The organism is Pseudomonas lini (assembly GCF_964063345.1).
Lineage (GTDB): Bacteria > Pseudomonadota > Gammaproteobacteria > Pseudomonadales > Pseudomonadaceae > Aquipseudomonas > Aquipseudomonas lini_B.
The window spans coordinates 1,739,707-1,752,984 of the sequence record NZ_OZ061318.1; the positions used below are offsets into that span (position 1 = coordinate 1,739,707).

Annotated in this window: 11 protein-coding genes; all 11 read left to right on the plus strand. The window is 60.3% G+C overall.

Features of this window, described 5'->3' with window-relative positions; genetic code table 11:
* Positions 1-4: 4 nt before the first annotated feature.
* The 11 genes from arcA to AB3226_RS07920 all read left to right on the plus strand — a co-directional run bounded on the left by arcA (position 5) and on the right by AB3226_RS07920 (position 13,235).
* On the plus strand, positions 5-1,261 hold the full coding sequence (arcA, locus tag AB3226_RS07870; RefSeq protein ID WP_038981971.1) for an arginine deiminase: 1,257 nt from the start codon (positions 5-7) through the stop codon (positions 1,259-1,261).
* Between the two features lie 70 nt (positions 1,262-1,331).
* Positions 1,332-2,342 carry an ornithine carbamoyltransferase gene (locus AB3226_RS07875; protein WP_367372665.1) on the plus strand — a complete coding sequence of 337 codons (1,011 nt, stop codon included), beginning with the start codon at positions 1,332-1,334 and terminating at the stop codon, positions 2,340-2,342.
* 197 nt (positions 2,343-2,539) lie between these two features.
* Entirely contained in the window at positions 2,540-3,469 is a 930-nt protein-coding gene (gene arcC / locus AB3226_RS07880) for a carbamate kinase (RefSeq protein WP_367372666.1), read from the plus strand.
* A gap of 12 nt (positions 3,470-3,481) precedes the next feature.
* Complete coding sequence (locus tag AB3226_RS07885) at positions 3,482-3,844, plus strand: DUF5064 family protein (protein WP_367372667.1); 363 nt, start codon at positions 3,482-3,484, stop codon at positions 3,842-3,844.
* 215 nt (positions 3,845-4,059) lie between these two features.
* Positions 4,060-5,568: a sigma-54-dependent transcriptional regulator gene (locus AB3226_RS07890; RefSeq protein WP_367375770.1), complete on the plus strand. Its 1,509-nt coding sequence runs from the start codon at positions 4,060-4,062 to the stop codon at positions 5,566-5,568.
* A 461-nt stretch (positions 5,569-6,029) separates the two neighbouring features.
* Entirely contained in the window at positions 6,030-6,413 is a 384-nt protein-coding gene (gene gcvH, locus AB3226_RS07895; protein ID WP_008005432.1) for a glycine cleavage system protein GcvH, read from the plus strand.
* An 11-nt stretch (positions 6,414-6,424) separates the two neighbouring features.
* Complete coding sequence (gene gcvP / locus AB3226_RS07900; RefSeq protein ID WP_367372668.1) at positions 6,425-9,292, plus strand: aminomethyl-transferring glycine dehydrogenase; 2,868 nt, start codon at positions 6,425-6,427, stop codon at positions 9,290-9,292.
* Positions 9,293-9,512: 220 nt separating this feature from the next.
* Positions 9,513-10,889: an L-serine ammonia-lyase gene (locus tag AB3226_RS07905; RefSeq protein WP_367372669.1), complete on the plus strand. Its 1,377-nt coding sequence runs from the start codon at positions 9,513-9,515 to the stop codon at positions 10,887-10,889.
* A gap of 33 nt (positions 10,890-10,922) precedes the next feature.
* On the plus strand, positions 10,923-12,047 hold the full coding sequence (gcvT, locus tag AB3226_RS07910) for a glycine cleavage system aminomethyltransferase GcvT (protein ID WP_367372670.1): 1,125 nt from the start codon (positions 10,923-10,925) through the stop codon (positions 12,045-12,047).
* 391 nt (positions 12,048-12,438) lie between these two features.
* Positions 12,439-12,651, plus strand: coding sequence for a cold-shock protein (locus AB3226_RS07915; RefSeq protein WP_003175786.1), 213 nt, complete (start codon positions 12,439-12,441; stop codon positions 12,649-12,651).
* A gap of 95 nt (positions 12,652-12,746) precedes the next feature.
* Positions 12,747-13,235 carry an RDD family protein gene (locus tag AB3226_RS07920; RefSeq protein ID WP_367372671.1) on the plus strand — a complete coding sequence of 163 codons (489 nt, stop codon included), beginning with the start codon at positions 12,747-12,749 and terminating at the stop codon, positions 13,233-13,235.
* The last annotated feature ends 43 nt before the right edge of the window (positions 13,236-13,278 follow it).

Below are 13,278 nucleotides of genomic sequence, written 5' to 3' on the forward strand. Positions count from 1 at the left end.
TGTAATGACCACCGAAAAAGTTAAGTACGGCGTCCATTCCGAAGCCGGCAAACTGCGCAAAGTCATGGTTTGCTCCCCAGGCCTGGCCCACCAGCGGCTGACCCCGAACAACTGCGACGAACTGCTTTTCGATGATGTGCTGTGGGTTGCCCAAGCCAAGCGTGACCATTTCGACTTCGTCACCAAGATGCGCGAACGCAACATCGACGTGCTGGAAATGCACAACCTGCTGACCGACATCGTTGCCATCCCTGAAGCGCTGGACTGGATTCTGGAACGCAAGATCACCGCCAACTCGGTCGGCCTTGGGCTGGTCAACGAAACCGGTTCCTGGCTGCGTAGCCTGGAGCCGAGGAAGATTGCCGAATTCCTGATTGGTGGTGTTTCCGCCGATGACCTGCCGGACAGCTTCGGCGGCAAGACCATTCAGATGTTCCGCGAATTTCTCGGTCACTCCAGCTTCATTCTGCCGCCGCTGCCCAACACCCAGTTCACCCGCGACACCACCTGCTGGATCTACGGTGGCGTGACGCTCAACCCGATGTACTGGCCGGCGCGCCGTCAGGAAACGTTACTGGCCACGGCCATCTACAAATTCCACCCGCAATTCACCAACGCCGACTTCCAGATCTGGTACGGCGATCCGGATCAGGACCATGGCAGCGCCACCCTTGAGGGCGGCGACGTGATGCCGATCGGCAATGGCGTGGTGTTGATCGGCATGGGCGAGCGTTCGTCCCGCCAGGCCATCGGTCAATTGGCGGTCAACCTGTTCAAGAACAAAGCGGTCGAACGTGTGATTGTCGCCGGCCTGCCGAAGTCCCGCGCGGCGATGCACCTGGACACCGTGTTCAGCTTCTGCGACCGCGACCTTGTGACCATTTTCCCGGAAGTGGTGAACCAGATCGTCGCCTTCAGCGTGCGCCCTGATGAAAGCAAACCGGGCGGCGTCGACATCCGCCGCGAAGAAACCAGCTTCCTCGACACCGTGGCCAAGGCCCTCAACCTGAAAGCGTTGCGCGTCGTCGAAACCGGCGGCAACAGCTTCGCCGCCGAACGCGAGCAATGGGACGACGGCAACAACGTGGTGGCCGTGGAACCCGGTGTGGTGATCGGTTATGACCGCAACACCTACACCAACACCCTGCTGCGCAAGGCTGGCATCGAGGTCATCACTATCAGCGCCGGTGAACTCGGGCGCGGGCGTGGCGGTGGCCATTGCATGACCTGCCCGATCATTCGCGACCCTATCGACTATTAACTTTCAAACCCTGGCCGCCGCTTATCCAGCGCGGCCCGGGGGGATAACCGATACCAAAGGAGATCCAATCATGGCTTTTAATATGCGCAACCGCAGCCTGCTGAGCTTGATGCACCACACCACTCGCGAGCTGAACTACCTGCTGGACCTGTCCCGTGACCTCAAACGCGCCAAGTACACCGGCACCGAGCGTCCACACCTGCAAGGCAAAAACATCGCGCTGATCTTCGAAAAAACCTCGACCCGCACCCGTTGCGCCTTCGAAGTCGCGGCCCATGACCAAGGCGCGCACGTCACCTATATCGACCCGGTGTCGTCGCAGATCGGCCACAAAGAAAGCATGAAAGACACCGCCCGCGTGCTCGGGCGGATGTTCGATGCCATCGAGTACCGTGGCTTCGAACAGGAAATCGTCGAAGAGCTGGCGAAGTTCGCCGGCGTGCCGGTGTTCAACGGTTTGACCGCTGAATTCCACCCGACGCAAATGATCGCTGACACCCTGACCATGCGCGAACACAGCGACAAGCCGCTGCACGACATCAGCTACGCCTACCTCGGCGATGCCCGCTACAACATGGGCAATTCGCTGTTGATGATCGGCGCAAAACTCGGCATGGACGTGCGCATCGCCGCTCCGAAAGCGCTGTGGCCACATCAGGACTTCATCGATCAGTGCCAGGCCTTTGCCGCCGAAAGCGGCGCGCGCATCACCATCACCGAAGACCCGAAAGCGGCGGTCAAGGGCGTGGACTTCATCCACACCGACATCTGGGTGTCGATGGGCGAGCCGGTTGAGGCGTGGGACGAGCGCATCGAACAACTGCTGCCCTACCAGGTCAACGCCGACATGATGAAGGCCTCGGGCAACCCGCGCGTGAAATTCATGCACTGCCTGCCGGCGTTCCACAACAGCGAAACCAAGGTCGGCAAAGACATCGCCGCGCGCTATCCGCACCTGGCCAACGGCGTCGAAGTGACGGAAGAAGTCTTCGAATCGCCGGCCAACATCGCCTTCGAGCAAGCGGAAAACCGCATGCACACCATCAAGGCGATTCTGGTGTCGGCGCTGGCGGATATCTAAGGACCGATCCGGTTCCTCCTGCAGGAACAAAGCCCCTGTGGGAGCTGGCTTGCCTGCGATGGCATCGCCTCGGTCTGTCAGATACACCGAGGTGATGCCATCGCAGCGGTGCGGCGATCCGACAAGCCAGCTCCCACATTGACCGAGTTCCAACCGGGGCCGAATCGCCCGCAACCTCTGTTTAGAAGGACTGCATTATGCGTATCGTCGTTGCTTTGGGCGGTAACGCCCTGCTCCGCCGGGGTGAACCCATGACCGCGGACAATCAGCGCGCCAACATCCGGATCGCCACCGAACAGATCGCCAAGGTTTATTCCGGCAACCAACTGGTGATCGCTCACGGCAATGGCCCGCAGGTCGGCCTGCTGTCGCTGCAAGCGGCGGCCTACACCCAGGTTTCCGCTTACCCGCTGGATGTGCTCGGTGCCGAAACCGAAGGCATGATCGGCTACATCATCGAACAGGAACTGGGCAACCTGCTGGACTTCGAAGTCCCGTTCGCCACCCTGCTGACCCAGGTCGAAGTCGACGCCAACGACCCGGCGTTCCAGACCCCCAGCAAACCCATCGGCCCGGTCTACACCAAGGCCGAAGCGGAAAAACTCGCTGCCGAGAAAGGCTGGGCGATTGCTCCGGACGGCGACAAATTCCGCCGCGTGGTGGCCAGCCCTCGACCAAAACGCATCTTCGAAATTCGCCCGATCAAGTGGCTGCTGGAAAAAGGCAGCATCGTGATTTGCGCGGGCGGTGGCGGCATCCCGACGATGTACGGCGCCAGCGGCAAACTGCAGGGCGTGGAAGCGGTGATCGACAAGGACCTGTGCTCGGCGCTGCTGGCCGAACAGCTTGAAAGCGATCTATTGGTGATCGCCACCGACGTCAGCGCGGCGTTCATCGACTTCGGTAAACCCACCCAGAAAGCCATCGCCCAGGCCCATCCGGATGACATGGAAAAACTCGGCTTCGCGGCCGGCTCCATGGGACCAAAGGTCCAGGCGGCCTGCGAGTTTGCCCGCCATACTGGAAAAACCGCGGTGATCGGCTCACTCTCGGATATCGAGGCGATCGTCCAGGGCAAGGCCGGCACCCGCATCAGTACGGCGACACCTGGCATAACTTACTTGTAAGGAGAGACGTCAATGGCAACGTTTGAGCCCGGTCATCTGCACATCGAGCGCCACGCGCTGACCCCGGATGATGTCAACTACAACGTGCACCTCGACTATGAGGTCGCGCAGGATCCCAAGAAAGGCAAAGGGATGCTGTTCACCCTGCACGGCAGCATGCAGGGAAAGGACATGACGGAGACCTTCTTTCTACCCAAGGAGGAGGCTTACAACTTCGCCAACAACGTGACGAAAATCGCCGAGAAGTATGGAATCCCGAAGACACACAGCCAGATCGGCTCGATTCACAAGCATTACGATTTAATGTTTGAAGACATCCGGAAGCAATTGGATATGAAATCCGGCGACCCGGTAAACCTTGAGAACTTCGAATAACCCTATTCCCCTGGATAAACGCTGTACCTGTGGGAGCGGGCTTGCCCGCGAAAGCGGTTTAACATTCAACATCTATGTTGTCTGACACACCGCTATCGCGGGCAAGCCCGCTCCCACAGGGATCATCGTTGCCCCGAAGTCCTGCGCTGGATTTCACCATTGGCCCGCCCCAAGGCATACTTGCCACCCTCCGCACTCCAGAACCCAACCGCCCCATGCGTATCCACGTCAGTTTCATCGACCGCGTCGGCATCACCCAGGAAGTCCTGGCCCTGCTCGGTGGGCGCAATCTCAATCTGGATGCGGTGGAAATGGTGCCGCCCAACGTCTACATCGACGCCCCGACCTTGAGCCCGGCAGTGCTCGAAGAGCTGCGCGACGCGCTGTTCAGCGTGCGCGGCGTGCAAGCGGTGACGGTGGTCGACATCCTTCCCGGCCAGCGCCGTCACTTGCAACTCGATGCGTTGCTCGCCGCCATGACCGACCCGGTGTTGGCCCTCGACAGCGCCGGCAAGGTGCTGCTGGCCAACCCGGCGCTGATTGCCCTGTACGGCCGCGAACCGGCAGGTGAAAGCATCAGCGAGCTGTTTGCCGACCCGGCGCTGCTCGACACTTTGCTGGAAAACGGCTTCCGCCTGCCGCTGCGCGAGATCACCGTCAACGGCCAGACCCTGCTGCTGGATGCCACGCCAATCACCGACGCCGGTGCGCTGCTGACCCTGTACCAACCGAACCGCATCGGTGAACGTCTTTCGGCGCTGCACCACGATCACGCCGAAGGCTTCGATGCCCTGCTCGGCGAATCCCCGGCGATTCGTACACTCAAGGCGCGCGCTCAACGGGTCGCAGCCCTTGATGCACCGTTGCTGATCCAGGGCGAAACCGGCACCGGTAAAGAACTGGTGGCCCGCGCCTGCCACGCCATCAGCGCCCGCCACAGTTCGCCGTTCCTGGCTTTGAACTGCGCCGCACTGCCAGAAAACCTCGCCGAAAGCGAACTGTTCGGCTACGCCCCCGGCGCCTTCACCGGCGCGCAGCGAGGCGGCAAACCGGGGCTGATGGAACTGGCCAACCAGGGCACGGTATTTCTCGACGAGATCGGTGAAATGTCGCCGTACTTGCAGGCGAAATTGCTGCGCTTTCTCAACGACGGCAGCTTCCGTCGGGTCGGTGGCGATCGCGAGGTGAAGGTCAATGTACGGATCCTCAGCGCGACCCACCGCGATCTGGAAAAAATGGTCAGCGAAGGCGCCTTCCGCGAAGACCTGTTCTATCGCCTAAACGTGCTGAACGTCGAAGTCCCGCCCCTGCGCGAACGGGGTCAGGACATTTTGCTGCTGGCGCGCTACTTCATGCAGCAGGCCTGCGCGCAGATCCAGCGCCCGGTCTGTCGACTCGCCCCCGGCACCTACCCGGCGCTGCTAGGCAATCGCTGGCCGGGTAATGTGCGGCAACTGCAGAATGTAATCTTCCGTGCCGCGGCGATTTGCGAAAGCAGCCTGGTGGACATCGGCGACCTCGATATCGCCGGCACCTCTGTCGCGCGCCAGAGCGATACCGAGGTCGACAGCCTCGAACAGGCCATGGAAGATTTCGAGAAAACCCTGCTGGAAAAGCTCTACGTCAGCTACCCCTCGACCCGCCAACTGGCCAGCCGCCTGCAAACCTCCCACACCGCGATTGCCCATCGATTGCGTAAGTACGGCATACCCAATAAGCCGTAAGATTTGTGGCTGAAACACAAATCCTCTCAACGCCACAAAACCCTGTGGGAGCGGGCTTGCCCGCGATGGCGATATAAAATTCAGTATAAATGTTGAATGTGATGGCCTCATCGCGGGCAAGCCCGCTCCCACAGGGGTCTGCGCTGCTTCGCAAAATCGTCTTTAAAAGCGACCTCCACCTGTACTGAAAGCGCTACAGTGGAATGATATCGCTACACCCTCTCCTGATCACCGCTGTGCAAGGCTTTGATCCACCTCAGCTTTTTTATTCAGTCCGCGCTGTAGCGATTTCGCTACAGTCAGCTCCTTCCAGTCTTTCGTAAAAACCAATAACTCATTGATTTATAAAGAATAAACAACATTGGCCGCGTTTTTGCTTAGTAACCACCCATAAAGAAGGGCTTTTTGCCCAAGCATTCAATCGCGTCCACCAGACGAGTCTGGCCCCCTTAGGAGTTTCCATGAGCGAATTGCGTTTTACTGAAGATCACGAATGGCTGCGCACCGAAGCTGATGGCACCGTCACCGTCGGCATCACTGCTTTCGCACAGAACGCCCTGGGCGACGTGGTTTTCGTACAACTGCCTGAGCTGCAGTCCTACGACAAAGGCGCTGAAGCCGCCACCGTGGAATCGGTAAAAGCCGCCAGCGGCGTGTACATGCCCCTCGACGGCGAAGTGCTGGAAGTGAACCCTGCGCTGGACAGCAGCCCTGAACTGGTCAACGAAGATCCGCTGGGCGAAGGCTGGTTCTTCCGCTTCCAGCCAACCGACGCCTCGGCTGTCGGCCAACTGCTGGATCAAGACGCTTACGACCGTCTGATCAAAGCCAACGCCGAAGCCTGAGGAGCGCTGACATGACTCAAGTACTTCCTGTTTCTGTAAATCTGAGCACCGCCAACGAATTCATCGCGCGCCACATCGGCCCGCGTGCCGGCGACGAGCAAGCCATGCTCAACAGCCTGGGCTTTGACTCCCTGGAAGCCCTGAGCGCCAGCGTCATTCCCGACAGCATCAAAGGCACCAGCGTCCTCGGCCTGGAAGACGGCCTGAGTGAAGCGGACGCCCTGGCGCTGATCAAATCCATCGCCGGCAAAAACCAGCTGTTCAAGACCTACATCGGTCAGGGCTACTACGGCACTCACACGCCGTCGCCGATCCTGCGCAACCTGCTGGAAAACCCGGCCTGGTACACCGCCTACACCCCGTACCAACCAGAAATTTCCCAGGGCCGTCTCGAAGCGCTGCTGAACTTCCAGACCCTGATCAGCGACCTGACCGGCCTGCCGATCGCCAACGCCTCGCTGCTCGACGAAGCCACCGCCGCTGCCGAAGCCATGACCTTCTGCAAACGCCTGAGCAAGAACAAAGGCAGCCACGCGTTCTTCGCCTCGGTGCATTGCCACCCGCAAACCCTCGACGTGCTGCGCACCCGTGCCGAGCCGTTGGGCATCGACGTGGTGGTCGGCGATGAGCGCGAACTGACTGACGTGACGCCGTTCTTCGGCGTCCTGCTGCAATACCCGGCCAGCAACGGTGACGTGTTCGACTACCGCGAACTGGCCGAGCGCTTCCACGCCGCCAATGCGCTGGTCGCAGTCGCCGCTGACCTGCTGGCCCTGACCGTACTGACCCCGCCGGGCGAGTTCGGCGCCGACGTGGCCATCGGCAGCGCGCAACGCTTCGGCGTGCCGCTGGGCTTTGGTGGTCCGCACGCGGCCTACTTCTCCACCAAGGACGCGTTCAAGCGCGACATGCCAGGCCGTCTGGTCGGTGTTTCCGTAGACCGTTTCGGTAAGCCGGCCCTACGCCTGGCCATGCAGACCCGCGAGCAACATATCCGCCGCGAGAAAGCCACCAGCAACATCTGCACCGCCCAAGTGCTGCTGGCCAACATCGCCAGCATGTACGCTGTGTACCACGGCCCGAAAGGCCTGACGCAGATCGCCCAGCGCATTCATCACCTGACCGCGATCCTCGCCCAAGGCTTGAGCGCATTGGGCCTGACCGTCGAGCAAACCAGCTTCTTCGACACGCTGACGCTCAAGACCGGCGCGCAAACAGCTGCCTTGCACGACAAGGCGCGTGCTCAGAAGATCAACCTGCGTGTTGTGGATGGCGAGCGTCTGGGTCTGTCCCTGGACGAAACCACTTCGCAAGCTGATGTGGAAACCCTGTGGGCCCTGCTGGCAGACGGCAAAACCCTGCCTGACTTCGCCGCATTGGCCGCAAGCATTGAAAGCACGATCCCGGCCGCTCTGGTTCGCCAATCGCCGATCCTCAGCCACCCGGTGTTCAACCGCTATCACTCCGAAACCGAGCTGATGCGCTACCTGCGCAAGCTCGCCGACAAGGACCTGGCCCTGGATCGCACCATGATCCCGCTGGGTTCCTGCACCATGAAACTCAACGCCGCCAGCGAAATGATCCCGGTGACCTGGGCCGAATTCGGTGCCCTGCACCCGTTCGCCCCGGCCGAGCAAAGCGCCGGTTATCAGCAGCTGACTGATGAACTGGAAGCGATGCTCTGCGCTGCCACCGGTTACGACTCGATCTCCCTGCAACCGAACGCTGGTTCCCAAGGTGAATACGCTGGCTTGCTGGCGATCCGCGCCTACCACCAGAGCCGTGGCGAAGACCGTCGCGACATCTGCCTGATCCCCTCGTCCGCCCACGGCACCAACCCGGCCACCGCCAACATGGCTGGCATGCGTGTGGTCGTGACCGCGTGCGACGCCCGCGGCAACGTCGACATCGAAGACCTGCGTGCCAAGGCCATCGAGCACCGCGAACACCTCGCTGCGCTGATGATCACCTACCCGTCGACCCACGGCGTGTTCGAAGAAGGCATCCGCGAAATCTGCGGCATCATTCACGACAACGGCGGCCAGGTGTACATCGACGGCGCCAACATGAATGCCATGGTCGGCCTCTGCGCACCGGGCAAGTTCGGCGGCGACGTGTCCCACCTGAACCTGCACAAAACCTTCTGCATTCCACACGGCGGTGGCGGCCCGGGCGTCGGCCCGATTGGCGTCAAGTCGCACCTGACGCCGTTCCTGCCGGGCCACGCCCAGATGGAACGCAAGGAAGGCGCGGTCTGCGCGGCACCGTTCGGCAGCGCGAGCATTCTGCCGATCACTTGGATGTACATTCGAATGATGGGTGGCGCGGGTCTCAAGCGTGCTTCGCAGCTGGCGATCCTGAATGCCAACTACATTTCCCGTTGCCTCGAAGAGCATTACCCAGTGCTGTACACCGGCAGCAACGGCCTGGTGGCGCACGAATGCATCCTCGATCTGCGTCCGTTGAAAGACAGCAGCGGCATCAGTGTCGATGACGTTGCCAAGCGCCTGATCGACTTCGGCTTCCACGCCCCGACCATGTCGTTCCCGGTGGCCGGCACGTTGATGATCGAGCCGACCGAAAGCGAATCCAAAGAAGAACTGGACCGCTTCTGCGACGCCATGATCCGCATCCGCGAAGAAATCCGCGCGGTGGAAAACGGCACGCTGGACAAGGACGACAACCCGCTGAAAAACGCACCGCACACCGCCGCGGAAATCGTCGGCGAGTGGACTCACCCGTACAGCCGCGAGCAAGCGGTTTACCCGGTAGCGTCGCTGATCGAAGGCAAGTACTGGCCACCGGTCGGTCGCGTCGACAACGTCTTCGGCGATCGCAACCTGGTCTGCGCCTGCCCGTCGATCGAAAGCTACGCTTAAACGAATGAGGGGGGCGGGTTTACTCGCCCCCATTTTCAAGAACACCACAAAATCCTGTGGGAGCTGGCTTGCCTGCGATGGCGGTGTGTCAGGCAACCGGGATGCTGACTGACCCACCGCCATCGCAGCGATGCGGCGACCCGACAAGCCAGCTCCCACAGGATCGTATTTAGTCAAAAAATTTTCGCCAATTCCTATAACAAGAAACCGGAGAACAACCATGTCGTTAAGCGTGTTCGACCTGTTCAAGATTGGCATCGGCCCCTCCAGCTCCCACACCGTCGGCCCGATGCGTGCCGCTGCGCGTTTCGCCGAAGGTCTGCGCCGTGAAGGGCTGCTGGCCGCAACCACCTGCCTCAAAGTCGAGCTCTACGGCTCGCTCGGCGCCACCGGCAAAGGCCACGGCAGCGACAAGGCTGTGTTGCTGGGCCTGGAAGGCGAACACCCGGACACCGTAGACACCGAAACCGTCGCCGCTCGCCTGCAAGAAATTCGCGGCAACGGTCGCTTGAACCTGCTCGGCGAACACAGCATTGCGTTCAACGAGAAAGAACACCTGGCGATGATTCGCAAACCGTTGGCCTATCACCCCAACGGCATGATCTTCCGCGCGTTCGATGCCGCGGGTCTGCAAATCCGCAGCCGCGAGTACTACTCGGTAGGTGGCGGCTTCGTGGTCGATGAAGACGCCGCCGGCGCCGATCGCATCGTCGAAGACGCCACACCGCTGACCTTCCCGTTCAAAAGCGCCAAGGACCTGCTCGGTCATTGCAGCACCTACGGTTTATCCATCAGCCAAGTGATGTTGACCAACGAAAGTGCCTGGCGCCCCGAAGCGGAAACCCGTGCTGGCTTGCTGAAGATCTGGCAAGTGATGCAAGACTGCGTCACCGCCGGTTGCCGCAACGAAGGCATCCTGCCCGGTGGATTGAAGGTCAAACGTCGGGCCGCGGCGCTGCATCGGCAACTGTGCAACAACCCGGAATCCTCGCTACGCGATCCGCTGTCGGTGCTGGACTGGGTCAACCTATACGCCCTGGCGGTCAACGAAGAAAACGCCAACGGCGGACGCGTGGTCACGGCGCCCACCAACGGTGCGGCCGGAATCATCCCGGCGGTGCTGCATTACTACATGCGCTTCATCCCAGGCGCCAACGAAGATGGCGTCGTGCGCTTTCTACTGACGGCCGCCGCGATCGGCATTCTGTACAAGGAAAACGCCTCGATCTCCGGCGCCGAAGTCGGCTGTCAGGGCGAGGTCGGCGTCGCCTGCTCCATGGCCGCCGGCGCCTTGTGTGAAGTGCAGGGCGGCACGGTGCAGCAGGTGGAAAACGCCGCCGAAATCGGCATGGAGCACAACCTCGGCCTCACCTGCGACCCGATTGGCGGGCTGGTGCAAGTGCCTTGCATCGAGCGCAACGCCATGGGTTCGGTCAAGGCCATCAATGCGGTGCGCATGGCCTTGCGCGGCGACGGTCAGCACTTCGTCTCCCTCGACAAAGTCATCCGCACTATGCGCCAGACCGGCGCCGACATGAAAAGCAAATACAAGGAAACCGCCCGTGGCGGTTTGGCGGTCAACATTATCGAGTGCTGATGCGCGCATCTGCACTATTTTCAGGAGCTGGATATGTCCACCGAACAACTGTTGAAAACCCCGTTGCACGCACTGCACCTCGAACTCGGCGCCCGCATGGTGCCGTTTGCCAGCTACGACATGCCGGTGCAATACCCGTTGGGCGTGATGAAAGAACACCAGCACACCCGTGATCAGGCCGGTCTGTTCGATGTTTCGCACATGGGCCAGATCCGCCTGACCGGCGCCAACGCGGCCAAAGCTCTGGAAACCCTGGTGCCGGTGGACATCATCGACTTGCCGGTGGGCATGCAGCGTTACGCGATGTTCACCAACGAGAACGGCGGCATCCTCGACGATCTGATGGTCGCCAACCTGGGTAACGACGAACTGTTCCTGGTGGTCAACGCGGCCTGCAAGGATCAGGACCTGGCGCACCTGCGCAAGCACATCGGTGACCAGTGCACCATCGAGCCGCTGTTCGAAGAACGCGCACTGCTGGCGTTGCAAGGCCCGGCCGCCGTCACCGTGCTCGCACGCCTGGCGCCTGAAGTGGCGAAAATGACCTTCATGCAATTCGCCCGCGTGAAGCTGTTGGGCGTGGACTGCTTTGTCAGCCGTTCGGGCTACACCGGTGAAGACGGTTTCGAAATCTCCGTACCAGCGGTCAACGCCGAAGCCTTGGCTCGCGCCCTGCTGGCCGAACCGGAAGTGGCGGCCATCGGCCTCGGCGCTCGCGACTCCCTGCGCCTGGAAGCCGGCCTGTGCCTCTACGGCCACGACATGAATACCGAAACCACCCCAATCGAAGCGAGCCTGCTGTGGGCCATCTCCAAGCCTCGTCGTGCCGATGGCGCGCGGGCCGGTGGTTTCCCCGGCGCTGAAACCGTGTTCGCCCAGCAGCAAACTGGTATCAGCCGCAAACGCGTTGGCCTGTTGCCGCAGGAACGTACGCCAGTGCGCGAAGGTGCGGAAATCGTCAACGAAGCCGGCGAAATCATCGGCAGCGTGTGCAGTGGCGGCTTCGGTCCGACCCTTGGCGGTCCTTTGGCCATGGGTTACCTCGACAACGCTTATATCGGTTTGGATACGCCGGTCTGGGCAATTGTTCGTGGGAAAAAGGTGCCTTTGCTTGTAAGCAAAATGCCATTTGTTCCACAACGCTACTATCGCGGTTGATTGACTGTTTCTATAAGTAACGCGGTTGCGTTAACAGTGCACTAATCTGTAACGCAGCCGCCATAAAACAGTGCGTACGTTTCGTTTATGAACGTTACTTATAACGATCGAAAGCAACTGAACAACTCTATCGAATAAGCCTGCGTTAGTGCCCCCCTTGATTGTCACAACCCAAGGAAATCCGCGCCTTCGCAGGGCTTGTTTTTTCTCCCGTAGTTGGCGTAGAGTTTGTTCACTGTGTTTGCATGGGTCGCTTGGAATCGTGACCTGGGCAGTAGCCTACAAGTTAGCTACATCCCGTTCGACGTCTTCTTACTCTCCTGCAACCAGCCCCAGTACTCTTTCACAAGAAGGAGACTGTCATTCATTTTTGCGTCAAAGGAAATAAGAAATGTCCCAACGTCAGAGCGGTACCGTCAAGTGGTTTAACGACGAGAAAGGTTTTGGTTTTATCACTCCAGAAAGCGGTCCGGATCTGTTCGTACATTTCCGCGCTATTCAGGGCAACGGCTTCAAGAGCCTGAAAGAAGGCCAGAAAGTGACTTTCGTTGCTGTGCAAGGCCAGAAAGGCATGCAGGCTGACGAAGTACAAGCAGAAGCCTGATCTTCTGTAACGAAAAAGCCCCTGATACTGATATCAGGGGCTTTTTTGTGCGCACAAATCCGTAAAATGGCTTCTTTTTCCGTTCAGAGGCTGCCATGTCGAAACACCTGCTCAACCCACAGGGCGACTTCCCCGCCGTCGGCCTGGGTCGTCGCCTGGCAGCGATGTTCTACGATTTTCTGTTGTGCACTGCCTTACTGATCGTCACCAGCGGCATTTATAAAATGACTCAGATGGCGATCATCGGCGAAGAGAAAATGCACGCCCTGACCGAAGCCGGCGCGCTGGATGGTGATCCATTGCTGTCGACGGTGCTGCTGTTCGTGCTGTTCGGCTTCTTTGCCAAGTTCTGGACTTGGTCGGGGCAGACGCTGGGGATGCAGGTCTGGGGCATTCGCGTGCAAAACGCCGATGGCTCATCCATCAGCCTGTGGCAGGCGTTGCTGCGCTTTGTGGTGTCGATCGCGTCCTGGCTATGTATCGGGCTGGGGTTCTTCTGGTCGCTGCTCGACAAGCAGAAGCGCAGCTGGCATGACATCTACTCCAATACCCAGCTGGTGCGCATTCCAAAGAAAACCAAGTAACTGTGGCGAGGGAGCTTGCTCCCGCTGGGGTGCGCAGCGCCCC